This window comes from Streptomyces sp. NPDC001970 (assembly GCF_053594115.1).
This window is the reverse complement of the sequence record NZ_JBSFDW010000042.1, coordinates 1-26,326: the sequence shown is the minus strand read 5'-3', so window position 1 is coordinate 26,326 and position 26,326 is coordinate 1. Positions and strand designations below refer to the sequence as shown.

Genomic DNA, 26,326 nt, shown 5'->3' with positions numbered 1-26,326 from the left:
TCGATGACCTGCCGGTCCTCCACACGCGGCCGACCCGTCGCGGCCCGCCGTATCAGCGGAGCTGAGTAACTCCCAGTCACTGTGGTGAGAAACGAATTCGTGGGCTGGGGCGTTGTTGCCTGCTTCTCCCGCAGCCACCCGCGGGCCCGCCCGGCGCCAAGGGATGAGAACGGACCCGTCACACGTCGCACTGGCGGCTATGAGCCTCATAGACCGCGGCACGTCCGGCTTCCAGTGCGGTTTCGAGGAGGTCGCTCTGGCGAGCCAGGCGGCCGACCGGCGGTGTGCTCGGCGCGGGGCGGATCGAGACGATCGTCGGGTGGTTGCCCAGGTACGCGTCGTCTTCGGCCAGGCGCGCTTCGCGGTCGAGGAAGACCCGACGCAAGGCCGCGGGCTCACGGCGCAGCAAGGTCTTGGCGATGACCGGGGCGGAGCGCGAGGGGCGCGCCGTGTCGATGGCACGCCGGGATCGCAGCACCATGACATGGGTTGCCCCCTGGGCCAGCGCGGTTCGGTAGGGCACGGATTCGGAGACGCCTGCGTCGTAGAACCGGTGCCCGCGCAGTGTCACGGGGTCGCCCGCCAGTAGCGGCAGGGCGGCGCTGGCCCGCAGTGCAAGGCGCAACTCCGTGGCGTCGCCGATGAAGGGCCGCAGGTCGGTGGACTTGCCGGTTGCGGCGTCGGTGGCCAGCGGGTGGTACTCGATGTCGCCGGCCAGGATCGAGGCGAAGTCCATTGGCGCGAAGTGCTGGTGACCGTAGCGGTAGAGCACCTCGTAGAAGGCGTGCAGGTCTACGAGCGGCCGCCCGCGCAGAGGGTTCGAGTGCCGGATCGCCGTTCTGGCGTAGCGGGGTTCCGCCCAGAAGCGCAGCGATTGCGGGCTGCTGCTCAGCAGCCACGCTCCGGACGCGGCGCCGGCGGAGGCGCCGTAGACGGCGTCGAAGCCGTTGGTCAGGCCGAGTTCGTGCAGCGCCAGGGCCATCCCGCCGGCGATGATGCCGCGCATCCCGCCGCCCTCGATGGCCAGTGCGACGCGGTGCCCGTCGGCGCGTGCGCCAGGCTGGCTGTTGGCCTGTGCGCGCTCGGTGAGCACGCGCCAGACCGAGTGCAGCCCGTCGGGCTCTGTCGGCGCAGCAGGTGTGGAGGACATTGTCATGGTGTTCACGGCTCCAGGGGACGGCTCGGGGGCAGGATCTGTGCGCAGGGTCGGGGGGCGCGCGGCATGGGCGCCCCCCTCGACTCATTCCGCGGGCGTGCCAGGAGTCCCGAGCCCGGCTGAGCAATCAGTGCGCAAGCTGCGGGTAGAGAGCCCCGAGGTCGCCGGAGAGCGCGGCTTTGACCTGGCGGCTCGTCTCGTCGGCCAGCACTTCGAACGCGTCGGTTTCGACGCCGTCCAGCGCCAGCGCGGCGACGCTTTCGGGGGAAACCTTGGGCGCGTCGACGTGGGCGGCCAGGTCGGTGTCGACGTAGCCGACGTGCAGACCCGTGACGTTGATGCCCCGCGGGTTGAGGTCCACGCGCAGCGAGTTCGTCTGGGACCAGAGCGCGGCCTTGGACGCGCTGTAGGAGCCGCCGAGTGCGATCCAGGACACTACGGAGTGCACGTTGAGCAGGTGGCCACCGCCGTTGGCCTCGATGACCGGGACGAAGGCCCGGGCGGTGTGCAGCGGCCCGTAGAAGTTGGTCTCGAACTCGCGGCGCACGTCCTCGATCGGTGAGGACAGGTAGGAGGCGCCGATGGCCGCGCCCGCGTTGTTGATCAGGATCGTGACATCGCCCGCGGCCGCCGCGGCGGCGGCCACCGAAGCCGGGTCTGTGACCTCGAGGGCCAGCGCGACGGCGTCGGGGTGGGTGACGGTCCTCGGGTCGCGAGCGGTGGCGTACACCTTCTTGGCACCCCGCGTGTACAGGTCTTCGACCAGCGCCTTTCCGATGCCACGGCTGCCTCCGGTGACCAGGACGGTCGAGCCTGCTATCGCGGTCATGGGCCTACTCCTCAAAGTTGGAAACCGATCGGTTTCAGGTCACCGTAAACTGATCGGTTTCCACAGGCAAGTCGACGACGTACCCTGGCTGGCATGAACGTGAGTCCCCCCGCCCCGGCCGCAGCCGCCGCGACGACAGCGCAGCCCGCGGCGGCTGCCGCACCTCGCGAGCGGCTACTGGAGGCCGCAGCGCTGCTCTTCTACCGGGAGGGCGTCCATGTGGGAGTCGAGGCGCTGTGCCGGGCTGCCGGAGTGTCCAAGCGTTCGATGTACCAGATGTTCACGAGCAAGGACGAGGTCCTGGCCGCGAGCCTGGAACGCGCGGCGCTGACCTACTGGGAGACGCTGGTCCCGGGCGAGGACGACGCCCCACCGCGCGCCCGCATCCTGCACATCTTCGAGCGACTCGAGTCGCTGTCGGGCTCACCGGCCTACCAGGGCTGCCCACTGGTGGCCACCGCAGTCGAGCTCAAGAACCCCGAGCACCCGGCCAGCATGGTGGCGCGACGCTTCAAGGACATGCTCACCGAGTACTTCCACCAGGAGGCCCGGCGCGCCGGCGCCCGGGACCCGGAACAGCTCGCGCGCCAGCTCACTGTCGTCTTCGACGGATCCAGCGTCCGGGCCGTCGTGCAGGCTCAGCCTCTGCACGGCTTGGCGGTCACCACCGCGACCACACTTCTGGACGCGGCCGGCCTTCGATAAGAACCTGTCTACGGCCCCAACCTGTCAATGAGTGCTACGCGGCATGCTGTTGCGGTTACTGAGGTTTTCAGGGTGAGGTCGGTGCACTCAAGGGCAGTCTGGTCGCGGTGAGGCAGCCGTCGACGAGGTGGGGCCTGTTTTGGATTCTGCGTAACTCTCGGCGGAGTGTGCGGTCGAGGTCGTCAGGCGTGTCGAACGCGGTGTTGGCCATCGCTCTGCGCAGGAGTGACCAGATCCCTTCGACAGGGTTGAGGTCGGGTGCGTACGGCGGGAGGCGGACGGTGGTGAGCCAATCGTGCTCGGCCTCGTACCGCTTCAGCCCTGCTGCCAGGTGGGTGTTGAGATTGTCCCAGACCACCACGATCGGGCCGCCGAGCTGGATGTGGGCCCGAACCAGCAGGTCGCGGTAGTCCTTCCAGGAGAAGCTCTTCCGGGCACCCTTCAGCAGCAGATGGCCGCGCGGCCGGTAGATCAGCCGGCTCGCCTCGCCCGGGCGGTAGCAGCACAGGGCTGCCACCGAGGTCCTGCGGCGGGATCTGCCGCGGACCCGGATGACGGGGGTGTGTCCGCGCCGGCCCCAGGTGCGGGCGCGGGGCGGCGTCATGGAGAACCCGGCCTCGTCCTCGAAGACGATCCAGGCCCCACACGCCGCCGCGAGCCTTTTACCCGCGGCCACACTTCCTTCTTCCACAACTCGATGGCGTGCTCGTCACGCTCCAGGGCCCGGCGGGCGGGCGCCTGCCAGGACCAGCCGTGCCGCTTGAGCAGCCGCCAAACCGTCGCCACCGAAAGACTCAGTCGGAACCGGCGGCGGATCACCGTCTGGACCCGGGCCAGGGTCCACCGCTCATCCTCGAAGCCGTGCGCGGCCGGGCCCTTGCCGAGTTCCTCCTCGAGTACGGCGAACTGGGCATCGCTGACGGTCGGGGAGTTCGCCGGACCCGCCGAGCGCAAGGCCTCCATCCCGCCCTCACGCCAGGCCCGGCGCCAGCGCTCCACCGAGCGCACACTCACCCGCAGATCCTTCGCGATCACCGCAGTCTTCTCACCCGCCGCGAACCGGGCCCCGGCCTACAGCCGGATCTTCTCCCGAAAAGCCCGACGCTCAGCGGTCAGGCCCCCACCCTCCGGATAACGCATACCAACGGCATGCCGCAGGGATCAAGACCCGTCACTACCCGATGACAACCCGAAAACCTCAGTGGTGCAGGGTGACATCCCGCCGATGGTGCGGCCTTGCGGCGGTGAGGGCTGGACTCATGAGGGTGACGGCGGCCCAAGCGGTGAGGAACGCGCTCATCTCGGGGAGGCGTCGTGATCGAGGCGGTGATGGCGGGCCCTCATAACCCACGACCAAGATCGTTTTTATGCTGGCCCGCGGCGGACGGTCCCTATGGTGATCATGGCCCAGGGCGCCAGTTGGTCAGACAGCCCGGCTGTGCCTCCCACCGTGAACTTGGTACTGGTGGTGACGCCGCCACGGGCTCCGCCGCGCACCGTCAGTTCGTACAGAGTGTTGGGCCGCGCGTTGAAATCTACGTAGGGATGCCAAGATCAATGGCAAGTACGCGGGGCAGCGCCTGAAGCGTGACGCGGAGCCATGGCCCCAACGTTACGAGCGTGACTCTCTTGACAGGCCGAGCCGGGCGGAGAACCGCAGGAACGGGGCCCGGCGACCCATGGCAGGGCGGCGTCGGCCAGGCGGAACCCAGCGTCGTGGGGCGCCTGCGGGGCGTGCCGGTGCGGGAGTGACCGTGTCCCATGTGCGTGTCCCGAAAGTTTCGAGTAATGGCATGCGAGCTTGTGGTCGATCGAGAAGGCCTGGACGACGATCGAGTCACGAGAAGAACAGCCCAACCCGGCCCCCGCGGGCCGGCATACCCGAGCACGTTGATTGAGGAGAACGCACGTGACTGCAATCGAAGGTTCTGTCGCCCTTGTCACCGGAGGACAGCGCGGCATCGGCAAGGCATACGTCGAAGAACTGCTGGCCCGCGGTGCGGCAAAGGTCTATGCCACCGCACGCAAGCCCGTCCCGAGCCACGATGAGCGGGTCGAGGTCCTCGCGCTGGACGTCACCGACGACAACTCGGTCGCGGCCGTGGCCGAGCGCGCCCAGGATGTCAACGCGGTATACAACAACGCTGGCATCATGTACGCGGCTCCGCTGCTCAAGATAGACATGCAGCAGGTCAAGGACACGTTCGACACCAATGTCTTCGGTCCTCTGCGGATCACCCAGGCATTCGCCCCGGTGCTCAAGAGCCACGGCGGCGGCGTCCTGGTCAACATGCATTCGCTGCTGTCCTGGGGCGCTGGAGCCGGCGCCTACGGGGCCTCCAAGGCGGGCTTTTGGTCTCTGACGAACTCCCTGCGCATCGAGCTCGCTGCCCAGCACACCCAGGTCGTCGGCGTGCATCTGGGCTTCGCCGACACCGACATGGCCGCGGCCCTCCCCGTCCCGAAGATCACCGCCGCCGACGTCGCCCGCATCGCCCTGGACGGCGTCGAGCGCGGCGACAGCGAGGTCCTCGTTGACGACATCACCCGGAAGATGAAGTCCGCCCTCACCGGCCCGGTGGAGGGGCTCACCCTCCCCATCAGCCGCTAACTCCTCGACAGGCAAACATTCCTCTCCCGCTCCAGCCTGGAGATACATATGCCGCTCTGGCACATCTATCACCCGCCCGGCACCTACACTGAGCAGCAGAAGAAGCAGTTCGCCGAAGACGTCACGGGGCTCTACTCCCGGGTCGGGCTGCCGAAGTTCTACGTCGTCACACTCTTCCACGAGATCGACGAGACCTCGTTCTACATCGGCGGCGAGCGCTCGCCAAGCGCCGTACGCGTCGTGATCGAGCACATCGCCCGGCACACCGAGGACGCGGCTTTACGCAAAAAGACCGGCAAGGTCCTCGCCCGCCTGCTCGCCCCCCACACCACCGACCGTGGCCTGTACTGCGAGTTCCACGTCGACGAAACCCCCCGGGACCTCTGGATGACGGACGGTATAGCACCGCCCCCTCCAGAGAGCGAGGCCGAAAAGATCTGGGTGCAGGGAGAACCGCCCGGTCCCCTACTGACCGGGCTCCTGCCGTGCTCCGCGCGACTCTCGCCATCATGAGTTGCCGGGGACGGTCACCAGCCAGGACGGCGCGCTCGGCGACCAACCGGGCGCGCCGTCCAACCACTTTTTTGCTACGGCGGGGATACGCACGGTTCCGCCACAACGGATCACGCAGACCCGGCCGGCTGGCATCATCGTGCTCCCTGGGGCCCGCAGTTCAGCAACACCGACGCCGTCCTTCGCCTCAGGGGCAACACTTCAGAAACGTGCGGCCACTTCACCGGTCTGTGAAGTTCATGAGCTGCGCTCCCGGCGGCTGCCGTTCGACGCCACGACGGATACGACCGAGCCGAGCTGCTCAGGGAGGGCCGCTTCGATCCGCGGACTTTCGCGATGGTCTACGCGTCCGGGACTGACATCACTCGGTCGCGGCAAAGCGTGATGGTGCCCCGAAGTCCTGTAGGCGCTCGCAGCGCCGGTCTCGTCATCGGCACCGGACTCGGACTGGCGGGCACCGCCTGGATCGGCGCCGTTCAGGCAGTGGTCGAGGAGTGCGTGCATGCGGGGGACGGGGAGGGACGGGTTGGCCGCGGCGCCCTCTGCGGTGCGGAGGTCGGTGAGGAGGGTTTCCAGGGTCTCCGGTGTCAGGGTCGGGTTGGCGGCGGCTGCCCGGCGTACTGCATCGTCGGGGTCTTCCAGCGGAGGTTCGAGCAGGGTGGGGTCGGCCGCGGCCAGGGCGCGTACCTCGGGGTCCGGGTGGCCGATGAGGTGGGTCCGGCCGGTGCGGGGGAACGCGGGCAGGGTCAGCAGGTGCGGACGGTGGGCCGGGCGGGTCACGAAGACGTCCAGGAGGAGGTGCGGCGGAGCCAGCGGGTGGTGGCAGGCCAGCTGGATCCGTACCTCCTCGTCATCGTCCAGCGCCAGTGTCCCGACGAGCTCTGCGGGCAGGCCGGGCCAGCTCGCCGCAACCCGGCGGAGCACCGGTTCCTCGGACGCCGCGCAGGTGGCGTACCAGTCCGGCGATGGCTCGGTGGCCGGCTGCGTGATCGGGCAGGTGCAGTCGGGACCGTGATCGACGACCTTGTGGACCTCCTGGAATTCGGCCCAGGTGCGGATGGAGGGCTGGAGGCGGGCACGCATCCGCACGTCCTCGTCCGGATCCTGCCTCAGCTCCGCCGCCTCCGGTCCCAGGTCGGGCCGGGTGGCGACCAGCCTGCGGATCTCTGCATCGGGGTGGCGGGCGAGCCGGGCGAGGGCGTCGGCCGGGGTATGGCGGTTCCGGGCCAGCGGGTGCACCTCGTCGTCCGCGAAGCACCGCTCGACGACCGCGGGTGACAGGGCACAGGTGCTGAGCACGGACACCGCGTGGCGTGATCCGATGGGCGGCAGCTCGGCCTCCACCGCCTCCGGGTCCAGCTGCCGGTTGCTCTTGCTGGCTGCTTCCCGTACGGCCGGATCGGGGTCGTCGAGCAGGGCATTGCGCTGCGCAGCGGTGAGCGACTGCCACTGGAAGGCGGCGTACAGACGGAGTGCGGGGTGGTCGTGACCGGCCATGTCCCGCGGGAAGGACAGAGGGACCTGCCGGGAGGACCAGAGCTCCCCGACGATGTCCCGTTCGGTGACCCTGCCGTCCTCGCCTCCGTCCTGGGCGGTCAGGAAGGTGACGAGGATGTCGTCCGGCAGGGGCCGGACCCACCGGGGCTGGAGCCGGGTGCGGGTGCCGCCGGCGAGATACGCACGGACGAGTCCCGAGGGGTCCGATGCCAAGGGAGCAAGTCGTGTGGGGTCGACGTGCAGGTTGCGGGCGAGGGCGCGGCGGATCCGCTCGACCGGGTGGCGGAGGGCCGCGTCGATGACGGCGTCGGGCAGGTCGCGGCCCTCGCACATCAGCAAGCCGGCCTCACCGGCCGCTTCGTCCAGGAGACGTATCAGCACGTCGGTGGGCGCCGCCGCGTTGAAGGCGATGCCGCGCAGCCACAGTTCACGGAGATAGTCGGACACCACGTCATCCTGCCACCTCGCCTCCTGAACCGCGCCGCCCGACGGCTACCTCGTCGGCGCTGACCGGCGGCTCCGGCCGCAGGGCTTCGGACCACGTGGCGAGAGCCTTGCTCATCATGCGCACCCTGACCGTACGCGGCACACCGCCAGGCTCTGCATCCACCCCCGCCGCGCACTCTTCTGAAAGGCACCCTATTCGGGAGTGCCGCCGCCCTGCTGCCCACGGCTGCGTCCGCCTCCGGTGGCGGCTCGATCCTCCGGCTGCCCGCGCCCGCCGGCCCGTACCACGTAGGCATGCAGACGGTCCATCTGACGGACCCGGCCCGTACCGACCCGTGGGTGGGCGGCGTGCGGGAGTTGATGCTGACCGTCCTGTATCCGGCCCGATCGGTACGCGGCTTCTCCCGGGCCCCGCAGCTCACCCCGGGCGAGGCCGGGGTGTTCGCCGAGTACGCGCCGCACGTTCATCCGGGGCTGCCGGAGCCGGGAGTGGTGGATTGGGGCGCGGTCCTCACCCACGGGTACGTGGGCGCGCCGCCGCTGCCCGGGCGGCGGCCGGTGCTGGTGTACTCACCCGGCGGCGGTGACTCCCGCACGCTCGGCACAACCCTCGCCGAGGACCTGGCGAGCCACGGCCGAGTGGTCGTCCTCGTCGACCACCCCGGTGACGCTTCTCAGGTGGAGCTGCCCACCGGGATGCGGACGACCGTCCTGATCGGACCGCCTGACCCGGCGACCTTCCGCACGATGGTGGACACCCGGATCGCGGACCTCCGCCTGGTCCTGGACCGGCTCAGCGACCTGCCGCTCGCACCGGTCATGGACTCCTGCAGGATCGGTTTGTACGGGCACTCCGCAGGCGGCACGGCGGCGGTGTACGCGGCCCGTGGCGACCGCCGGGTCGGCGCGGTGGCGAACCTGGAGGGCTATCTCGACCTGTACCCGACGCCGGTCGGCTTCGACCAGCCGCTGCTGCTGTTCCGCACCGACGGATTCGAGGGCACCGCCCGTATCGAGTCCTCCTGGGCAAACCTGCCCGGCCGCCGCGTGCTGCTCACCGACGCGAACCACTGGGCATTTACCGACTACGGCTCGCTCGTCGCGCCGCTCCAGACCACCGGTCTTGTGACAGCGACAACGCGGGCCGCGCTCGTCGGCACCGGCGACCCGGTTGTGACCCTCGCTGAGGTACGACGCCGGATGGGGACCTTCTTCGCCCGCCATCTGTTGTAGCGGGACCATGAGGAGGCGGCCAGTGGCCTGTTGCGGCCGCACAACAGGTGTCGGTCGCCTGTCGTCAAACAATCGTTTGACGACAGGCGACCGACGCGTCCAATGAACCCGTGCAATCCGGGGGTTCGGTGCCCTTGAGATAACGCTCCCGGTACGCCTTGGTGCGTTGCTCGGCGGTCGCGTCCAGCAGGAACACCAGGCGGTTGGTCGCGTCGTCGGCCGTGCTCATGTCGGTGACCCTACGACCAGGTCACATCCACTGGTCCAGGCCGGGGTCGCCGCCCTCCGCCCGTACGGCGAGACGCTGCATGTAGTGCGTCCAGCCCTCCTCGTGGGCAGCGCATGCCTCGGGGGTCGGCAGGCCGCTGTGGACCAGGCGCAACAGGGTGCCGTCGGCGACCGGCTCCAGGGTGATCTCGACCGTGGTGGAGCCGGGCGGTACGGGCATGTCTCCCTCGGCCCAGCCCCAGGTGAAGACGAGCCGCTTGGGCGGGTCGATCGCGACGAAGCGGCCCTCAGCGACGTTCTCACCGGTGACGTTGGTCCGGTAGGTGCCGCCGGGCTCGAACGTGAACTCGCCGTCCTTGCCCATCCAGGACAGCCATTTGTCCCGGTCGGTGAAGAAGGAGAACACCGTCTCCGGCCGGGCGGCGATCCGCCGCTCCACCGTCACCGCACCTGCGCCTGCGCTCACTTGGCCGTCCCTTCGTCGCTCTTCTTGCTGCGCTCGGCCGCTTCCGCCAGTTCGGCGAGGGTGTCGAGCTTGGTGGACCACATCGACTGCAGGTAGTCGGCCAGCGGGCCCATGCTCTCGCGGTCCGCGCGGTAGAAGCGCCTCTTGCCGTCCTGGCGCAGCGTAACCAGGCCCGCATTCCTGAGCACCTTGAGGTGCTGCGAGACCGCGCCGAAGGTGACGTCGAACCGCTCGGCGATCTCGCCGGCCGACAGCTCCGCGTCCCAGACGAGACGCAGGATCTCCCGCCGTCTCGGCTCGGCGATCGCCCGTACCGCATCCATGCAGATCATTTTAGTCGCCACTTCGGTTTGCCAACCCTAGACATGCCATTTTAGTGTCTACTAAAGCAATGGCTCCGGCACTCCCGCCGGACCCCGACGAATGGACCCCTCATGGCCGACATCGCACTGCAGATCCGCATCGACTCCGACACGGACACCGTCTACCGGGCGATCTCCACCGCCGACGGTGTGGCCGGCTGGTTCACCACCGGCGCCGAGATCGGCGAGGGCGTCGGCGCGCTGCACCGACTCTCCTTCCCCGGCGCCCCGATGACCTGGGACTTCCGCATCGAGGCGGCGGAGCCGGGCAAGCATCTGACCCAGGCCGTGGTCGCGGGGCCGTCGCAGTGGATCGGCACAGAGATCGTCTGTGCGCTGGAGGCGCACCCCGAGGGCGGCACGGTGGTGCGGTTCGACCACACCGGCTTTGCCGAGGTCGACGACACGTTCCGCGAGGTCACCATGGGCTGGGCCGGCATGTTCATGCGCCTGACGGAGTACGTCGCGACCGGCAAGCCGGCCCCTTACTTCACCGTCTGAGCCCCAGCCTCCCGAACACCAGCCCACCGGTCCCCTACCGGCCGGATCAGCAAGGAGCGCAACCCATGTCCGAGATCGCCTTCCAGGTCGACATCTCCGCCGACCGCACCAAGGTCTACGAGGCCCTGAACAGCCATGACGGCCTGACCGGCTGGTGGACCACTGGCGTGAACCGTGAGGACGAGATCCTCTTCTTCGACTTCCCTGGTGTGCCCGAGCCCTTCCAGTTGCGGCGCGACGAGGCGACCGAAGACCGCGTCGTGTGGACCTCGGTCGGCGTCTTCCCGCCGCACTGGGCGAACACCATCATCACCTGGAAGCTGTCGGACAACCCCGATGCGGACGGCACCCGTGTGCTGTTCCGCCACACCGGCTGGCAGGATCAGGACCCCGGGCTTCCGCCGGCCGCCTACACCTGGGGCCTGCTCATGACCCGGCTCAAGCAGTACGCGGAATCCGGCGAGCCCGCCCCGTTCTTCACCCTCTGACACGGCCCCGGATGCCATGGACACGCGCTGGCGGCAGGAATCCTGGGTGGAACCGTAGGCCGGCCCATCGCGACACGGCTGACACCAACGACAAGGCAGCACCATGACGATCGACGAAACGGCACAGCGGGTGATTCCCCTGCCGCCCGACCAGGTGGCGGCCTACGCCATGGACTGGCGCAACGACGCCAAGTGGACCCAGGGCATCCGCGAGGCGGCACTGACCCGGGAAGCGGACACGGGCGGGTTCGGTGTGGGGGCCGAGGTGACCCGCACCGCGTACTTCCTCGGCAAGCGCATCGACTACGTGCTCCGCATCGCCGAGCATGAACCCTCACGGCTGCTGGACATGGTGTCCGTGGCCGGCCCGATGCCGATGCACATCACCTACACCTTCGCCCCGCATCCCGACGGCACCCTCGCAGCCATCCGCGTGCGGGGCGACGCCGGCACCTTCTACCGCCTGGCCGCGCCGATCATGGCCAGGAAGGTCCGCTCCTCCATCGGCAAGGACCTGCGGGACCTCGAGCGCAAGCTGCTGGAGCCATCGTCATGACCGACGGTCCGCACCGCCACCGCCCGATCACAAGGAGCGAGGTCTGTTATGGCATTCGATGAAGGACTGGCTGAGCGGATCCGCGACCAACTGGGTGCGGATCCGGAGGTCACCGAAAAGCGTATGTTCGGCGGTCTGTCGTTCCTGTGCCACGGGAACATGGCCGTGGGTGTCATCGGGGACGAGCTGATCGTTCGGGTTGGCCCCGACGGCACCGAGGCCGCGCTGGCCCGGCCCGGCGCGCGCGTCTTCGACTTCACCAGCCGCCCGATGCGCGGCTGGATCACCGTCGCCGCGTCCGCGCTCGCGGAGGACGCCGCGCTCCACGCCTGGATCGACGAGGGACACAGCTACGCACTCGGTCTGCCGCCCAAGTAGACCAGCCCGGGGTTGCACGAAGGGCGCTCGCGCACCCGGCATCCGACGCGGCCGTCAGGGTGACTTCACGGCGATCAGCAGGGCGTAGCCGAGGATGCCGGACGTGACGGCGTCACGGGCCGCCTGAAGGACGGCCGGGGCCGCGGTCAGGTCCACGCCGGCTTCGGCGAGGCGGGCCGGGGCGGTGATGCGCAGCAGGTTCAACCGCGCCTCGATCTGGTCGATCATGCGAACCATGGCCTGGTCTTGGCGCTCGGTGCTGAGGGTGCGCAGTCCGGCGGCGGCCAGGATGTCCGTGTACTGGGCGAGCGGGCGGGCGTCGGCGACGCAGGCGATCCGGGCACCGAGACCGGTCAGCTCGGGCGCGAGTCGGCCGGGGACGGCGGTGACGTCGGTGATGCCGACCCTGCCGCCGGGCCGCAGGACGCGGGCGAATTCAGCGGCAGCCTGTTCCTTGTCCGGGAAGGTGCACAGGGCGCACTCGCACACCGCGTCGAACACGCCGTCCGGGTAGGGCAGGCGCTCGGCATCGCCCGTGACGAACAAGGTCGTCCACGAGGAACCGGACCTCTCCGGAGTCGACGAGCCACTGGCGTCGATCGTTCGCCTCTGCCTGAAGAAGGACCCCCAGGAACGACCCACACCAGAGCGGCTGCTACAGCTGCTTGCATCACGCCGCGAGCGGCGCGAATTCCAGGCTGCGGAACGCAGCCGCAACCAGAGTCACAACAGACGCAGACGCACTGTCGCGAGCATCCTCGTAGTGTTCGTGGCTCTGGCTGCCGGCACCGCCACCGTTATCTCCAATACCACCGGTACTGACGGCAAGAGCACCTCAGCAGGCACGCCGACAGCGACGCCCACGACGCTCATAGAACGCGCCGCGGCGCTGCGACCCCGCGGCTGGGGCACCTGGAACACCGACCTCCCGCGGGATCCCAAGCACGCGTCCGACTACGGCAACCTGGTCTGCCAGCCGGCGATGGGAAACCTCGTGTGCGCTGACACCCGTGCGCTCTACTTACTGGACGGCCGCACAGGACGCGTCGTGTGGCAGCGAGAGCCGCTGTGGAGCGTCGCCACCGTGGGCGTATCGGCCCGCACCGGCATACTCATCATCAACGTTCCGCATGGAGGCCCAGACCCCGACAGCGATCTCTTGGGTCTCCGCGTGAAGGACGGAAAAACCCAGTGGACGCTACCGAGCCATGGCAGTCCCAAAGCGGTCCTCGGGGAACCCAACTCCTCGTGCACAGTCCTCGCCTCCGGTTCCGCAATGCTGGCGATCGACCCAGCCGACGGAACCGCCTGCACCGTGCCGCAGCCGCCCGGGACGATGCCGATCGCAGCCTCCGGTGACAACGTGCTCTTCGTGCACGACAAGGGCGATGATTCCAACATCGGCACCCTGTACCGGGTGAACGTGCGAACCGGCAAGACAGCGCGGACCGGGCGGATCCCGCTCCCCCTCACCCCGCCCGAGATCGTTCCCGGCCAGCCAGAGGAAGCATCTGCGTCCTACCTGCTGCATACCACCTCTCTCGATACGCGGCCGGTGCGATACACCTCCCTCGTCCACGTGGACAACCGGACCGGCACAGCGACGACTGTGACCCTGCCAGGCAACCTGACCGGCCGAGCGGTAATGGTGCAAGACAACCTCATCGTGCTGCGCGCCGACGGGCAAATGACCGCCGTAAACACCCGGCAAGGACAAATCTCATGGACAAAGGCCCTGACCTGGCCGGCAATCCAGGAGGGCTCCGGCCCAGTTGCCGCCGGAAGCACCGTCCTTGCCCCCTGATGGGAGGCCGCATCGCCGCACTGGACGCACACACGGGGCGAGTCGCACAACCCCAACTACTTCGTCGCGGCCCGCCTGGTCGAGGTGGTCAGCGGACAGCGCTTCGCCGACTACCTGTCCGCCAAGCTCTTCAAGCCGCTGAGGATGACGCACACCGCATCCGTCAACACGACCACCGAGATGCCCGACCAGGCCCGCGGCTATGTCCGCGCCTACGGCACAACGCTCTCCCGTGCTCACCCCCGCTGGTTCGCCGCCGGCAGCCATGGTGTCGTCACCACCGCGGACGACCTCGCCCAGTGGCTGATCGCCCAGAACAACCAGGGCATGTCCGCCGACGGCCGCCGCATCGCCACCACACGCACCGTCCGGCTCACGCGCACCCCACCGGAAGTGCCGGGCGACATGGACTACGCGATGGGCTGGGCACGGTACAAGAAGCCGCCCAAAGGCAGGGTTCTTACCCTGGTCAGGGGCGCAACGCGCAGCTCTGTCGCATTGCCCGTGCTGCGGTGCCCCGGCCCCGTGTGCGGCCGCGCCGCTACTGGGTCTGGAACGCCCCGCGGTCGATGAGGTGCTGGTGTAGGTCGACGAGCTCGAGAGTCTGCTGGCGCAAGTGCTCCCACAGTCGCACCCGGGCCAGTACCGCCTTTCGGGCCGCGTCCGCCGGCAGGCCGGACTTTGGGTCGGCGAGCCGGGCCTGGTGGCGCTCGGCGTACTGCAGCGCGCCGAGCAGGTCGTCCGCCATGGCCCGGGCGCCCGCCGCGGCGTAGACGGCGGCGAGCTCGCGCAGCAGCTCGACCGGGTCCGTCTCCCCCGCCGTCGCCGGCGTCTTCCGCAGCGGCGAGGCGGCCGCCACTGGTCCGCGCGTCTTCCGGGTCCTGGCCATCAGACCTTCTTTCGAGGGGACCACCGGCTTGGGCCGGTGGGGGAATCGAATCCTTGGACCGGAGCCGCGAAGCGGCGGAGCCTGCTCCGTTGTCAGTGGCGGCCGGTAGCGTGATCAGATCAGTCTTGACCTGGGGGAACGAGCAAGGGGGTGGGCCTGGGGTGTTACGTGCGTACAAGTTTCTTCTGCGGCCCACCCGCCGCCAGGCCCAGGCCTTGACGGAGATGCTTCGGGATCACTGCTCGCTCTACAACGGCGCGTTGCAGGAACGCCGGGACGCCTACCGGCACGGCTCCAAGACCTCGATCACCTACGGTGACCAGTCCGCGCAGCTCAAGGAGATCAGAGCGTTCGACCCGGAGCGGCAAGGGCGCTGGTCGTTCTCGTCCCAGCAGGCCACGCTCAGGCGGCTGGACAAGGCGTTCGCGGCGTTCTTCCGCCGGGTCAAGGCCGGGCAGACTCCCGGATACCCGCGCTTCAAGGGCATCGGGCACTTCGACACCGTGACCTTCCCGAAGGACGGGGACGGCTGCCGGTGGGATGCCACCCCACACAACCCCGTCACCCGCGTCCGGCTGCAAGGCGTCGGGCACATCCGGGTGCACCAGCACCGCCCAGTACGCGGCCGGGTCAAGACCATCACCGTCAAGCGCGAAGGCCGTCGCTGGTACGTCGTCCTCGCCTGCGACAACGTCCCGGCCGAGCTGCTGGAGGCCACCGGGGCGGTGGTCGGTATCGACCTGGGCGTGACGCGCTTCCTCACCACCAGCGACGGCGAGCACGTGGCCAATCCTCGCTTCCTGGAGCGGTCGGCCGAAGCGCTCGCACAAGCCCAGCGGCACCTTTCGACGTTCCCTAAACGCGCGAAGCGCCGGACGAAGAAGCACCAGGCAGCGGCCCGGAAGGTTGCGAAGCTGCATGCCAGGATCCGGTGGCAGCGGCTGGACCACCACCACAAACAAGCCCTTGCTCTCGTGCGTGGACACGATGTGATCGTGCACGAGAGGCTGAACACGGTGGGCATGACGAAAGCGCCCGCACCCAGGCCCGATCCCGAGCGGCCCGGGGGCTTCCTTGCGAACGGTGCCGCCGCCAAGGCCGGGCTGAATCGCAGCATCCTCGATGCGGGTTGGGGGCAGTTCCTGTCGATCCTGGCGAACAAGGCTGAGAGCGCCGGTCGCCGAGTGATCGCGGTGGACGCCCGCAACACCTCCCGCACCTGCCCACCCACCGCCGGGGGATGCGGGCACGTTGCGAAGGAGAACCGCGTCACCCAAGCACAGTTCACGTGCACCGCGTGCGGGTTCGCCCAGAACGCCGACCACGTGGGCGCCTTGAACGTCCTGCACAGGGCCGGGCTGGTCCTCTGCGACGGTGCCTAGCCACCGCCACAGGAAGCCTGCGACTTCAGTCGTGGGCGGAGTCACGGATCGCGGGCAATCGGCCCCGGCGGCGATCACGTCGGACGGTACGGGGACGTCAGCCGTTCGGCTGCTCACGGTGATTGAAGGGGCCGCTGGCTGTGAACCAGTGGGAGCGGATCCTCCCCAGCACCGATCGCGACGGCGGCGTCCAGCGGCCGCATAGGGCGGCTTGTAAGTCGCACCTTGGGCTTCCTCGTTCGCCTTGACCGGCTGCGGACTCTGAGCAAGGATTCTGGCCGTGGATCCGGTGACGGTAATCGTGTCGGCCATCGCGCTCGGTGCGGTGGCGGGGGTGCAGGAATCCGCCGCGGGCGCGGTACGGGACGCCTACCAGGGACTCAAGCGGCTCATCAGCGAACGCTACGGGTCCGCCGTGGACGTGATACCCGTGGAGCGGCGGCCGGAGTCCGAAGCCAAGCGCGCATCCCTCGAAGAGGACCTGACCGCTGCTGGGGCCGCCGAGGACGCCGAACTGCTCGATGCGGCCCGGCACCTGATCGAACAGGTGAAGAATCACCAGTCAACGGCTGCACCGGCCGTGGGCATCGACCTGGAACGCATCGAAGCCGCCGCTTTGAGCATCGACACCATCGAAGCATCGGGCACCGGTGTGCGGGTCCGGCAGGGCAAGTTCACCGGGGACGTCACCATCGCCAACGTACGCGCCGGTGAGGAGCCCCCAGCGCGCCCTTAGCCGCGGTCGGCCTGCCCGAACCGGCCGCTGAGACGGAGGGCTCAGCACACCCGGTGGAGTCCCGTTCGGTGGAGCTCACCGCCGTGTACGTCGGCGGCGATCTGCAGGTCGACCAGCGGACGATCATCCATCAGCAGGCCGTACCCACCCGGCCGTTCGGACTCGATCCGAGGGTACCCGGACTGATCGGCCGGGACGTGCTGCTCACCACGATGGGCGAGCGGCTGGCTCCGGCGCGGGGCCCGGAGGGGACGCCGAGTCCTCGTCTGCTCGTGCTGCACGGCCTCGGCGGCGTCGGGAAGACGAGCGTGGCGGTCGAGTACGCCCGTCGCCACCAGGACTCGTACGGGTTGGTCTGGCAGCTGCGCGCCGAAGACCCGGCCGTCCTGTCCGCGGACTACGGCCAGCTGGCCGACGCGCTCAGCCTGCGGAATCCGCAGGACACGTCGGATCCGTGCGTGAGGGTGCACGCCGCCTTGGCCGCCCGCACCGACCGATGGCTGCTCCTGCTGGACAACGTCACCGACGAGAGGGCGATCCGGAACATGCTGCCACCGGCGGGCGACGGCGACATCCTCCTGACCACCCGCTCCGCTCTCTGGCCCGAGTCCGTAGAGCTCGAGGTGCCGGTACTGGACCGCAGCGCCGCAGCCGACTATCTCATCGCCCACTCCGGCGACTTGGATCAAGCAGCCGCGCTCGCCCTCGCCGACGAGCTCGGCGCCCTGCCGCTAGCGCTCGCCCAAGCCGCCTCGTACATTGCGGCCACCCGCCGCACCCTGCACTGGTACCACACGCAACTCCGCAGCAAGCGCGCGGCCATGCTGCGCCGAGGGACGCCTTGGGGATACGAGAGCTGTGTCGCCTCGACCTGGGAGCTGTCCCTCCGGCAGCTTCAGCGCACCGAACCCGCCACCGTCACGCTGCTGCGTCTGCTCGCCTGCTGCGCCCCGGACTCCATCCCGCTCAGACTGCTGCTGTCGCCCCGCGAAGGCGACGACCTGCCCCTCCTCTTCGGGGACACCGAGATCGCGGAACTGCTCGCACCACTGATCCAGGACGAACTCGCCATCGAAGACGCGGTACTGGGGCTGCGCCGGTACTCCTTGATCACGCCCCTCGCGGACGGCACCGTATCCATCCACCGCCTCGTCCAGGCCATCACGCTCGACGCCCTCCTCGATGAGCGCTGTCAGGCCTGGCGCAGTTCGGCGGCGGCGCTCGTGGAGGCCGCCCTGCCGGACGAGCCGCACCGGCCCGAGACATGGCCGACCTACCGCTCACTCGTCCCGCACGCCCGCGCCACGCTGGGCCCCAGACGTGGAGGCACCGCAAAACTCGTGGAGTATCTGGGCGCCAGCGGTGACTACCGGACCGCCAGGCTGGTGCAGGAAGAGGTGTGCACCGGCCTCGCGGGGCATCTGGGGCCCGAGCACGCCGACGTCCTCAGCGCACGGGCGCAGCTGGCGAACTGGACCGGTATGGCCGGGACCCCGGCCGCGGCGCGCGACATGCTGGAGACACTGCTGCCGGACTGCGCGCGCATCTGGGGTCCCAGTGACCCGCGCACCCTCTCCCTGACCGGTCGCCACGCCGACTGGACAGGGCAGGCCGGCGACTGGACCCGCGCCCGCGACATCTGCACCGCTCTCCTGCCGCAGCTGCGCAAGGCCTTGGGCGACGAACACCCCGACACCCTCACCGTCTGGGCGGACCTCGGATTCTGGACCGGCCAGAGCGGAGACGCCGCCGGTGCCTGTGCCCACTACGCCGCGTTCTTGCCGATCAGAGAGCGCGTTCTGGGCAGCGATCATCCGGACATCCTCAGCAGCCGTGACCAGTACGCGCGGTGGCTGGGCGAGAACGGGAATCCGGTCGCGGCCTGCGACCTGTGCGCCGAGCTGCTCGAGCGGCACATCCGGGTCTTCGGCGCGGAGCACCACCTCACACTGTGGGCCCGTGCCAATCTCGCCTGGTGGACCGGCAGAGCGGGCGACGCCGCCTCGGCATGCGAGCAGTACATCACCCTGCTCGTGATCCGTGAGCAGGTCTCGGGCCCCGATCACCCCGCGTCTCTCGTCGCCCGCGCCAATCTCGCCTACTGGACCGCGCAGGCAGGCGACACCGCAGGCGCCCGCGACCAGTCCGCGATCCTGCTGCCGATGTACTGCCGCGTCCTGGGTCCCGAGCACCCCGAAACCCTGCTGACCCGCAAGAACCTCGCTCAGTGGACAGGCGAGGCCGGCGACCCGGCCTCCGCCCGCGACCAATTCGCCGGCATGGTCGCCGACTTCGAGCGCGTCCTGGGCCCCGACCACGCCGAAACCAGCGCCGTCCGCACCGCCCTCACGATGTGGACAACCCGTTCAATGCCCTGAAACGATCTGCCCTTCACCACCCACCTGATCAACCCTCACGGCGACCCGGCACCTGGGCTTCAACGACGAAGACGGCCGCCATACCGGCTGTGGCAGCACCGTCAGCCCGAGCCGCTGCAGGTCGCATCTTGCCGGACTTGTCGGTGCCTGCCGCTGTCCGTTCGGATTGCACTCGATCGCCCACCAGTCCTCCGGACGGTCTCCGTCGCCGGTCAGGGCGAAGTCGAAACAGTCGAAGACCAGTCCGAACGAGGCCAGGTGGTTCTGCAGGGCGGCCTCGATCGGCGGGGGGAGGGCGATGGGTGCGTGGATCAGGTCGTCCCAGTCGCCGCGGCGCCAGTCCAGAGCGCCATCCGGGGCGGCGATCTGCTGGGCGAACACTTGGCGGCCGGCCACGGTCACCCGTACGTCGCCGGTCTTGGGGATCTCGGCCTGGAAGAGTTGCGCGCATCGACGTCGAGCTGTAGATGCGGGCATCCAGCATGTGCGTGACGGATGCGTGGTGGCCGACCCTTTGCACTCCAGGGCGATACGGCCTTTACCAGGCCACCGTTGATCCGCGCGGGCGTCGGCCTCGCTTGCCGTATTGCCCCCTGCTCCGCCGGGTCACAGCTACGATCCAACGGCTCGAAGCGGGCAGGCGCACCAGCCCGCCCGCCCAGCCTCGAGCACTCACCCGCGTAGAAGGAAGAAGTACCTGTGAGCGCTGCTGAGTCTGGCGGTCGGGTTCTGCCTGCCCGTCCCGGTGACCCGTCCAGGGTCGGCCCCTACCGGATCACCGGCCGTCTCGGGGCGGGCGGCATGGGCACTGTCCATGCCGGCCTCGACCCGGCGGGGGTGCGGGTGGCGGTCAAGGTCATCCATGCCGCTCAGGCCGAAGATCCCGAGTTCCGGGCCCGGTTCCGCCGCGAGGTACAACTCTCCGCACGGGTACAAGGCCCTTGTCTGATCCCGCTACTGACCGCCGACCCCGATGCCGCGGCCCTATGGCTGGCGGCCGAGTACGCCCCGAGACCAATCCTGAACCGGCACCTGGACGATAGGCCGAAGAACCGCCTTCTGTGAGCAGCATTCCGGCGGTTCGGGCCGGTGGGTGCCGTGTGGTGTCCGGCGGGTGTGGTGGCCGGGAGGCGTGCGGGTGCGAGGTACGCAGCACGCCTCCCGGCGTCCGAGCGTCAGGCGAAGACGTCCTGCTGGTAGCGCTCATCGGCTTCCAACTGGGCGAGCCACTGCTGGGTGGCCTCGTCGTCGCTGCCGGTGTGGCGGCGGTGAATGGCGGCGAGGGCCTCGCGCACGGCGGGCGCCATACGGCGGCCATCACCGCAGACGTAGACGTGAGCACCGTTCTCGAGGGCTTCCCACACCGTGTCGGATGCGGCGGTGACGGCGTCCTGGACGAACCGGGCCGGGTGGCCGGTCACCGCGGAGTAGGCGGTGTGCACCTGGGCGATCCCGGCCTGCTCCCAATCCTGCATCTCCTGACGGTAGAAGTAGTCGTGCTCCGGGTGCCGGCAGCCGACGAAGGCCTGAGCCAGACCCACTTCCGTGCCGTTCGCGTGCTGTCAGGCACGCTCCTCCAGGAAGCCGCGCAGCGGCGCGATGCCGGTGCCAGGGCCGATGAGGACCAGCGGCGTGGCGGGGTCGGCCGGCGGAGCGAAGGTCGGGGAGGGCACGCGCACGTAGCCGTAGATGACGTCTACGGGCTCAAGGCGTGCGATGTAGGAGGAGCACACGCCGCGGTACTGGCCGTCGCCGGACAGGGCGGGGCCTTCCAGCAGGCCGACGGTCAGGCGCACGTGGCGCGGGTTGGCCTGCGGGGCGGAGGAGATGGAGTAGAAGCGGGGACGAATCGGCCCCGTCATCTCCAGGAAGACCGCCAGCGGCAGCTCGATGGCGAGGAAGCGCTCCAGAAGGCCCAGAACGGAGACGCGTTTGCCAAGGATCTCCTTCTGGTAGCGCTCTTCGGCCTCCTCGGTGTCGGCCGTGTAGGCCTGAAGCTGCGGCCGGGTCCACGGGCACTGGGTGTGCTCGGCCAGGGTCTGGATCTGAGAGCGGGTGGCTACGTCCTGCAGCTCCAGGAACTCCGTGAAGAGCAGGCCGGCGGTGACCGGCGTGCCCACCGGAAGGTGCGTCCTGCCGCCGCCGGGCTGGTCGAGCCGAAGCACCTGGTCGCGGTCGACGCCGAGCCGCGCCAGCGCACGGTCGGCCAGCTGCGGCTCGTTCTTGGCGAAGACGGCCAGGTGGTTGCCGGTGTCGTAGGTGACGCCCTCAGGGAGTTCGATGGTGATGGACTTTGCGGACGGGCGCGGCAGCTCGATGCTGAAGTCCCACAGCCCGGTCGCCGGTCGCGCATCGAGGACTTCCGCCTCTCTCGTGATCCTCACCAGCGAAGGCCGTATCTCCCTCGTACAAGGGGGGCGGAGGAGGAGACCGCGCAACAGGAGCAGGCCCAGGCCGACCAGCGCCGCGCGGACCAGATCCGGGGCAGCGTCCTGGTCGTGGCCGCCCTGGACGCCGAGGCTGCGTGAGGTCGCGTGCTCCGACGACCTCACCCGCACATGGAACACGAAGGCCTGGCAGGCCGCCCACGCCGGAGCCGGCCCGGTTGGGTGGCCGCCTCGACCAACCCGCACCTGCTGGTCAGCCAGAAGACCGCGATCACCCCCGACCACCCGGCCGTCGACATCGGCACACTCCGCGGAGACCCTCCCATGGGGCTGACCCTGAGTGGCCTGCGCCAGGACCGCACCCTCCACTTTACCGACCGCGAGTTGTGCCGCCCGTGATGTTCGTCTGGACCTGTGACGGAGACGTCAAGGGCTCGTTTACCGACCGAGACCGGGACGTCGGTCATGTTCCGGAGTCGGTACGGAGGACAAGTGGTACGGCATGTCGTCGTCGGGAACCTGAGAGTCCAAAGGATCGAGCGTAAGGACGGGCAGAGGTCGTGGACGATCGTCTGGCCTGAGGGAACCCTCCACGCGGAGGCGGAGCGGTTCCTACGTGAGCATGAGGGTTCGGGCACTCAGAAGACCTACGCGTACTACCTGGTGGACCATCTGCGCTGGCTGGAGCGCGAGTGCCTGATGTTCGACACGCTTCAACTACAAGACTTGGAACGGAGCACTGCCTGCCAGTCCTCCACCGAGGCATCTGGGACACACAAGTCCGGCAGCGACCCCATCAGGTCCGGGTCGAAGAAACAGCTCACGTCATCCCACAGCAGATCAGCCACACCGCCATGCTGCCCAGCTCCCCGATCCAGCGCAGCCCCGTTTCCCTTGACCAAAGACACAGGGGCATCCCGCGGATCACTCGGACGGGCGACAACATCGCCCCCAACTCGGCGTCACGGACATGTAGTCTATGAATCGTCGCAGTTCAGAGCCGGTATCCGAGCTCCTGCGGTCGGTAATCTGGACGAAGCGTCAGAGAGCGCTGACCCTCTCAAGCTGATGCGGTGCCGACCCGAACCAGGCCGCGCCCGGCGCGCCTGCACCGCGGGCCGACGTCAATAGGTGTCTTTGATCCTTGCGGTGACTCTGCTGCTCAATTCCGAGGCGGCCCCGGTGAGCCGACCGCGGCCTGCGACAGCACGGTGGCCGTCGCAGCCTTTCGGGTCGGCTTCAACCACTCGGCCGAATTGAGCGGCAGAGTCGCCACAGGATTCAAAGACGCTCTCTTGCGTGCCCATGGCAACAACATTGGACCCCTACATACGGCCCCCGCGTCCGACTGGCTATCGGGCTCACTCGCACCAAGCACAAACGACGTCCTCCGGACGGGCACCCGCGCCCGTTTTCCCGGCCCCGGGGTGAGGCCGACAGGCCTCGGGATGACTGGTTAACCGGGAAAGTCGGGCGATTTATCGGGTCCCCTCTGTCGGCCTATGCGATGGACTACCAACGGAACATGGGGAGCGGATGGAGCGGGTGCCGCTTGATGTGCCGGGTCGCCTCGCGCAGCAGGAAGCGATGGAACCCGCAGTACGGCAGTGCCTCGGTGATCTCGTCGACCTCCCGGCGTCCGAGACCGCTGCGGAGATGACCTCGCATGACGTCGATCCGGTCGGCCTTGCGAAAGGTCTCGACCAGCGGATCGTCCATGGGGCGCAGCTTGTGGTGCAGTTCCACCATCTTGATGACCCGCGGCAGGTCTGCCACCTCGGCCTCGCCGGCATGCTGGCGCGCCAGCTCCACCGAGGGCGCCAGGTAGTCGAAAGTGCGTGCGGTCCAGATCCCCAGGTCGTGCACTGCCCAGGCGAGCGCCTGGTCATTCGAGACCTCTTTGCGCCCGAGCAGTCGCCGCTGGTAGTTGAGGCCGCGGTAGACATGGTTGCGATAGGTGTCCAGGTCCGGGCCGATCAGAAGGCGGTAGTGCGCCAGCACGGCTTCGACCACGGGATGCGACGTCACAACCGGGCCACCTGGCATGACCACAACCCTAACGCAGGGTGCCGACCGACCTGTTCCCGACCGGGCCGGGAACAGGCGGATTGTTCGACGGCCCATGGTCGCCTACAACCAAGGACGCCCGTGGCCGACTGGGCAGCGCTGCTGGATGCATCAGCGTCCTCGACGACTCTGCTGCTCAATTCGGCCGAGTGGTTGAAGCCGACCGGAAAGGCTGCGACGGCCATCGAGTTGTCGCAGGCCGCGGTCGGCTCACCGGGGCCGGCTCGGAATTGAGCAGCAGAGTCTGCGGTGGATGTCCGAAGGCCATGGCATGATCCGGCTCCATGAGTGGGCGTTCGTTGTCGCCGGCCTGGCTGTCCTCGTGGGCGAGCACGGTCTCAGGTGCTCTGGACGGGTTGACCGAAGGATTCGAGGCCAAGCACGGCTTTCCCCCTGGGGCCAACCAGGTCCGGTTGGCCAACCACGATGATCAAGAAGCGGCCCGTGCACTTGCCCGTGAGGACCTGGCTGCCACTGACCTGGTGACCTTCTACGACTACATCGGCGAAGTCGATATGGGTGACGTCGGCAACGGCTACTTCATCCACTCGGCAGGTGACGTCCTCCATCAGCTCGCGGAGTACGGAGCGGTATGCGTAGACGAGGGCCAGGAGCCGTGCGGGATGGTGATCGGAACAGATGGTGGTGGTCTGTTCTATGTCATCGACCGTGAAGGTGCGGTGCACCGAACGCGGACAGCGTCGCTGGATGAGCCTGAGCTCGACACGGTGGCGGATGACCTGCGGCAGTTCCTGGAGTTGTTGGAGCGGTCCGTGGCACGGTTCATTGCCACTGGTGAGCCAGGATATCTCTAGCTCTTGCAGTCCGGGGCGTCCGTGCGGACGCGGTTCCCGCGGACGAGGCGCCTGGTCATGAGGGTGATGAGTGCCCAGTTCATGTGTGATTCGGCATGCTGGGGCAGGCTTTCGAAGCCGCGGAGTTGCGGCGGGCATTCATCAAGCCAGCCCAGCGTCCGCTCGACCTTCCATCGCCGGGGCAGGACGACGAAGCCCTTCGCGTTCCGGGGCCGTGAGACCGTTCGGAGCGTGGCCAGAGCCGGTCGTCGGCCCAGTTGTCAAACCTCCTCTGCGCCCGCGCTCCGCGCGGACGAGGGGGGATGAGGCCCGGGGCGTTGTCCCAAATTGCGTGTACGGCCGGGGCCCTGCAGCCTACATTGACCCCATGACGCTGCCCCGCCAGGGACCGACGCCGGACGGCGCCGCAAGCACAACGCCGACTCCGGACGGAGAGTCGACCGGGACCCCGACTCCGGACGGAGCGGGCAGCCCCGCGCCCGGCCCGCAGCCGCCCGAGCCCCAGCAACGACCCAGTGTGCGGGCGGCGTTGACCCCAGTCGCCATGACCCTGGGGCTGCTGGGCGTCGCCGCAGTCGGTACCGGCTTCATCGCCCGCTTCCACGCCGGCGAGACGGAGCATGGACGACTGTTGATGGGCGGGCTCGAATTCGGGCTGTGGAGCGTCCTGATCGGCGTGTCCCTGGCGATCTGGGCCGCGGTCGGCGCGGTCACCGGACGGGCGCTGTACACCAGCTGGAAGCCGCGCGCGACCCGCCCGCAGGGCAGAGTACTGGCGGTATACGGCGCCGGCGCCGTGGCCTTCAACGTCGTGATCTTCACAACGATGGTCGTCCTCAACAACAGCGCCAGCGACGCCAGCGATGAAACATTCCCCCTTGACGGCGTGGTCTGGCGGATGAGTGCCCTTGTGGTTCTCGCCCAGCTGGCGTCACTGCCGTCCATTCTGGGCGTGTGGGATGTCCAGACCCGGCTGATAGACCTCGCCGCCCGCTTCCCGTCGCCGGGCACCGCCGACAACGCACCGCAAGGGGCGCTCCAGCTGCTGGACCAGCTGTGGAAGGACGCGATGCGCCATCTGACCTGCGTATCGCTGGTCATCTCCACCGCCGTGATCGACACGGGTGCGTTGCGCAACGCGCTGCTCTCGTACGGCCGCCGGGCCTCCGTACAGATCGACTTCCCGGCCTCGCACGTGTTGGTCTACGGGGCGTTCTTCAGCCTGATCTTCGCGCTGGTGTTCATCCCCGTGGCCCTGCAGTGGCGCGCCCTGGCGCACCGGCTGGTGGAATCAGCCCAGCGGGTACCGGAGGCGACCGGGCTCACCTCCGAGTGGCTGGAGCAGAGAGCGGCGCTGACAACATTTCTCCGTCTGGACCTGTCACTGCCGAAGTTGCTCGCCCCCGCCATGGGGATCCTCGCCCCGCTGGCAACGAGCGCGCTGAGTCTGGTACTGCCGGGAAGCTAGAACGGGTTTCTGAACCAATGCCGGGAAGTCAGGACCGGCCCTGACCTGCGCAGGGCGACAACTTCCGCGCGGGCCGGCGCATCACCGACCTGATCCGGCACGCCGAAACCTGCGACATCCCGCCAGGGGCTCCCGGCCCTGAACCGCCACATCGCACCGTTGAACTGTCGCCGCAGGTCAGGGATCGGACCACGTTCGCCCACCGGCAAAAACGGCTCGACCAACTCCCACTCGGCATCCGAGAGATCACCACGCGCCACCCTCGACAACTACCAGGCCCAGGCTCCCGCGCACCGGCGAATCCCAAAACCAGTGATCCGAACCTGGAACAGTCCCTAGTACTCCAGCAGTACTTCGTGGCTTGACCTGGGGAAGCGTCGAGCGGTGGGAGTGTAGCGGGCAGGATGCCGTCACGGACGGCTTCTGCTCG

29 protein-coding genes and 2 pseudogenes are annotated in these 26,326 nt (G+C 68.8%); 17 read left to right on the top strand and 14 right to left on the bottom strand.

The window, feature by feature from the left end; all coding sequences use genetic code 11:
• Positions 1–178 precede the first annotated feature (178 nt).
• Complete coding sequence (locus ACWCP0_RS35255) at positions 179–1,093, bottom strand: patatin-like phospholipase family protein (RefSeq protein WP_451082829.1); 915 nt, start codon at positions 1,091–1,093, stop codon at positions 179–181.
• A gap of 190 nt (positions 1,094–1,283) precedes the next feature.
• On the bottom strand, positions 1,284–1,985 hold the full coding sequence (locus ACWCP0_RS35250; RefSeq protein WP_451082828.1) for an SDR family oxidoreductase: 702 nt from the start codon (positions 1,983–1,985) through the stop codon (positions 1,284–1,286).
• Between the two features lie 93 nt (positions 1,986–2,078).
• Here ACWCP0_RS35250 and ACWCP0_RS35245 point away from each other — a divergent pair, with 93 nt between their 5' ends.
• The gene (locus ACWCP0_RS35245; RefSeq protein ID WP_451082827.1) at positions 2,079–2,690 is read left to right on the top strand and encodes a TetR/AcrR family transcriptional regulator; all 612 of its coding nucleotides are present in this window, start codon (positions 2,079–2,081) and stop codon (positions 2,688–2,690) included.
• 67 nt (positions 2,691–2,757) lie between these two features.
• Here ACWCP0_RS35245 and ACWCP0_RS35240 read toward each other — a convergent pair.
• Positions 2,758–3,830 (bottom strand): annotated as a pseudogene (locus ACWCP0_RS35240) (IS630 family transposase).
• A 769-nt stretch (positions 3,831–4,599) separates the two neighbouring features.
• On the opposite strand from ACWCP0_RS35240, the gene ACWCP0_RS35235 reads away from it, so the two are divergent.
• Positions 4,600–5,301 (top strand): SDR family oxidoreductase, encoded by a 702-nt coding sequence (locus ACWCP0_RS35235; RefSeq protein ID WP_451082826.1) that lies wholly within the window; start codon positions 4,600–4,602, stop codon positions 5,299–5,301.
• Between the two features lie 48 nt (positions 5,302–5,349).
• The gene (locus ACWCP0_RS35230) at positions 5,350–5,814 is read left to right on the top strand and encodes a tautomerase family protein (protein ID WP_451082825.1); all 465 of its coding nucleotides are present in this window, start codon (positions 5,350–5,352) and stop codon (positions 5,812–5,814) included.
• A 237-nt stretch (positions 5,815–6,051) separates the two neighbouring features.
• Here the strand turns inward: ACWCP0_RS35230 and ACWCP0_RS35225 are convergent, their stop codons facing one another.
• Entirely contained in the window at positions 6,052–7,758 is a 1,707-nt protein-coding gene (locus tag ACWCP0_RS35225; RefSeq protein WP_451082824.1) for a hypothetical protein, read from the bottom strand.
• 294 nt (positions 7,759–8,052) lie between these two features.
• Between ACWCP0_RS35225 and ACWCP0_RS35220 the strand changes: the two genes are divergently transcribed.
• Positions 8,053–8,991, top strand: coding sequence for an alpha/beta hydrolase family protein (locus ACWCP0_RS35220; RefSeq protein WP_451082823.1), 939 nt, complete (start codon positions 8,053–8,055; stop codon positions 8,989–8,991).
• Between the two features lie 64 nt (positions 8,992–9,055).
• Here the strand turns inward: ACWCP0_RS35220 and ACWCP0_RS35215 are convergent, their stop codons facing one another.
• Genes ACWCP0_RS35215 through ACWCP0_RS35205 form a run of 3 tightly spaced genes read right to left on the bottom strand, consistent with a single transcriptional unit; the run spans position 9,056 to position 10,008 of the window.
• Positions 9,056–9,220 carry a hypothetical protein gene (locus ACWCP0_RS35215; protein WP_451082822.1) on the bottom strand — a complete coding sequence of 55 codons (165 nt, stop codon included), beginning with the start codon at positions 9,218–9,220 and terminating at the stop codon, positions 9,056–9,058.
• Between the two features lie 21 nt (positions 9,221–9,241).
• Positions 9,242–9,685: an SRPBCC family protein gene (locus tag ACWCP0_RS35210; protein WP_451082821.1), complete on the bottom strand. Its 444-nt coding sequence runs from the start codon at positions 9,683–9,685 to the stop codon at positions 9,242–9,244.
• Positions 9,682–10,008: an ArsR/SmtB family transcription factor gene (locus ACWCP0_RS35205; protein ID WP_451082820.1), complete on the bottom strand. Its 327-nt coding sequence runs from the start codon at positions 10,006–10,008 to the stop codon at positions 9,682–9,684. Before ACWCP0_RS35205 ends, ACWCP0_RS35210 begins: the two co-directional genes overlap by 4 nt.
• Before the next feature lie 111 nt (positions 10,009–10,119).
• Here ACWCP0_RS35205 and ACWCP0_RS35200 point away from each other — a divergent pair, with 111 nt between their 5' ends.
• The 4 genes from ACWCP0_RS35200 (at position 10,120) to ACWCP0_RS35185 (ending at position 11,970) form a co-directional block, all read left to right on the top strand.
• A complete protein-coding gene (locus ACWCP0_RS35200) occupies positions 10,120–10,548 on the top strand; it encodes an SRPBCC family protein (protein WP_451082819.1) in 429 nt (142 codons plus the stop codon).
• A gap of 65 nt (positions 10,549–10,613) precedes the next feature.
• Complete coding sequence (locus tag ACWCP0_RS35195; RefSeq protein WP_451082818.1) at positions 10,614–11,036, top strand: SRPBCC family protein; 423 nt, start codon at positions 10,614–10,616, stop codon at positions 11,034–11,036.
• Between the two features lie 103 nt (positions 11,037–11,139).
• Entirely contained in the window at positions 11,140–11,592 is a 453-nt protein-coding gene (locus tag ACWCP0_RS35190; RefSeq protein ID WP_451082817.1) for an SRPBCC family protein, read from the top strand.
• Positions 11,593–11,640: 48 nt separating this feature from the next.
• Positions 11,641–11,970: a TfoX/Sxy family protein gene (locus ACWCP0_RS35185; RefSeq protein WP_451082816.1), complete on the top strand. Its 330-nt coding sequence runs from the start codon at positions 11,641–11,643 to the stop codon at positions 11,968–11,970.
• 54 nt (positions 11,971–12,024) lie between these two features.
• On the opposite strand, the gene ACWCP0_RS35180 is transcribed toward ACWCP0_RS35185, so the two are convergent.
• A complete protein-coding gene (locus ACWCP0_RS35180; RefSeq protein ID WP_451082815.1) occupies positions 12,025–12,516 on the bottom strand; it encodes a class I SAM-dependent methyltransferase in 492 nt (163 codons plus the stop codon).
• On the opposite strand from ACWCP0_RS35180, the gene ACWCP0_RS35175 reads away from it, so the two are divergent.
• Entirely contained in the window at positions 12,506–13,774 is a 1,269-nt protein-coding gene (locus ACWCP0_RS35175; protein ID WP_451082814.1) for an outer membrane protein assembly factor BamB family protein, read from the top strand. The genes ACWCP0_RS35180 and ACWCP0_RS35175 overlap by 11 nt on opposite strands.
• Positions 13,775–13,807: 33 nt before the next feature.
• A pseudogene (locus ACWCP0_RS35170) lies at positions 13,808–14,347 on the top strand (serine hydrolase domain-containing protein); the annotation flags it as partial.
• On the opposite strand, the gene ACWCP0_RS35165 reads toward ACWCP0_RS35170, so the two are convergent.
• Positions 14,316–14,663 carry a hypothetical protein gene (locus ACWCP0_RS35165; protein ID WP_451082813.1) on the bottom strand — a complete coding sequence of 116 codons (348 nt, stop codon included), beginning with the start codon at positions 14,661–14,663 and terminating at the stop codon, positions 14,316–14,318. The pseudogene ACWCP0_RS35170 and the gene ACWCP0_RS35165 overlap by 32 nt on opposite strands.
• Positions 14,664–14,824: 161 nt before the next feature.
• Here ACWCP0_RS35165 and ACWCP0_RS35160 point away from each other — a divergent pair, with 161 nt between their 5' ends.
• From ACWCP0_RS35160 to fxsT, 3 genes are all read left to right on the top strand, one after another.
• A complete protein-coding gene (locus ACWCP0_RS35160; protein WP_451082812.1) occupies positions 14,825–16,045 on the top strand; it encodes an RNA-guided endonuclease InsQ/TnpB family protein in 1,221 nt (406 codons plus the stop codon).
• A 280-nt stretch (positions 16,046–16,325) separates the two neighbouring features.
• Positions 16,326–16,781 (top strand): hypothetical protein, encoded by a 456-nt coding sequence (locus ACWCP0_RS35155; protein WP_451082811.1) that lies wholly within the window; start codon positions 16,326–16,328, stop codon positions 16,779–16,781.
• Between the two features lie 68 nt (positions 16,782–16,849).
• The gene (fxsT, locus tag ACWCP0_RS35150; protein WP_451082810.1) at positions 16,850–19,159 is read left to right on the top strand and encodes an FxSxx-COOH system tetratricopeptide repeat protein; all 2,310 of its coding nucleotides are present in this window, start codon (positions 16,850–16,852) and stop codon (positions 19,157–19,159) included.
• Here fxsT and ACWCP0_RS35145 read toward each other — a convergent pair.
• Positions 19,148–19,540 (bottom strand): hypothetical protein, encoded by a 393-nt coding sequence (locus tag ACWCP0_RS35145; RefSeq protein ID WP_451082809.1) that lies wholly within the window; start codon positions 19,538–19,540, stop codon positions 19,148–19,150. The genes fxsT and ACWCP0_RS35145 overlap by 12 nt on opposite strands.
• A gap of 420 nt (positions 19,541–19,960) precedes the next feature.
• Here ACWCP0_RS35145 and ACWCP0_RS35140 point away from each other — a divergent pair, with 420 nt between their 5' ends.
• Positions 19,961–20,224, top strand: coding sequence for a hypothetical protein (locus ACWCP0_RS35140; protein WP_451082808.1), 264 nt, complete (start codon positions 19,961–19,963; stop codon positions 20,222–20,224).
• A gap of 110 nt (positions 20,225–20,334) precedes the next feature.
• On the opposite strand, the gene ACWCP0_RS35135 is transcribed toward ACWCP0_RS35140, so the two are convergent.
• Together ACWCP0_RS35135 and ACWCP0_RS35130 are read right to left on the bottom strand one after the other, a co-directional pair.
• Complete coding sequence (locus tag ACWCP0_RS35135) at positions 20,335–20,700, bottom strand: hypothetical protein (RefSeq protein ID WP_451082807.1); 366 nt, start codon at positions 20,698–20,700, stop codon at positions 20,335–20,337.
• 21 nt (positions 20,701–20,721) lie between these two features.
• Positions 20,722–21,711, bottom strand: a complete 990-nt coding sequence (locus ACWCP0_RS35130) for a hypothetical protein (RefSeq protein ID WP_451082806.1) — start codon at positions 21,709–21,711, stop codon at positions 20,722–20,724.
• Between the two features lie 57 nt (positions 21,712–21,768).
• On the opposite strand from ACWCP0_RS35130, the gene ACWCP0_RS35125 reads away from it, so the two are divergent.
• Positions 21,769–21,945 carry a hypothetical protein gene (locus tag ACWCP0_RS35125; RefSeq protein ID WP_451082805.1) on the top strand — a complete coding sequence of 59 codons (177 nt, stop codon included), beginning with the start codon at positions 21,769–21,771 and terminating at the stop codon, positions 21,943–21,945.
• Between the two features lie 1,113 nt (positions 21,946–23,058).
• Here the strand turns inward: ACWCP0_RS35125 and ACWCP0_RS35120 are convergent.
• On the bottom strand, positions 23,059–23,574 hold the full coding sequence (locus ACWCP0_RS35120; RefSeq protein ID WP_451082804.1) for a hypothetical protein: 516 nt from the start codon (positions 23,572–23,574) through the stop codon (positions 23,059–23,061).
• 395 nt (positions 23,575–23,969) lie between these two features.
• Between ACWCP0_RS35120 and ACWCP0_RS35115 the strand changes: the two genes are divergently transcribed.
• Both ACWCP0_RS35115 and ACWCP0_RS35110 read left to right on the top strand, forming a co-directional pair.
• Entirely contained in the window at positions 23,970–24,428 is a 459-nt protein-coding gene (locus ACWCP0_RS35115) for an SMI1/KNR4 family protein (protein WP_451082803.1), read from the top strand.
• A gap of 367 nt (positions 24,429–24,795) precedes the next feature.
• Entirely contained in the window at positions 24,796–25,896 is a 1,101-nt protein-coding gene (locus tag ACWCP0_RS35110; protein WP_451082802.1) for a hypothetical protein, read from the top strand.
• Here ACWCP0_RS35110 and ACWCP0_RS35105 read toward each other — a convergent pair.
• Positions 25,893–26,156 carry a transposase gene (locus ACWCP0_RS35105; RefSeq protein WP_451082801.1) on the bottom strand — a complete coding sequence of 88 codons (264 nt, stop codon included), beginning with the start codon at positions 26,154–26,156 and terminating at the stop codon, positions 25,893–25,895. The genes ACWCP0_RS35110 and ACWCP0_RS35105 overlap by 4 nt on opposite strands.
• Between the last annotated feature and the right edge of the window lie 170 nt (positions 26,157–26,326).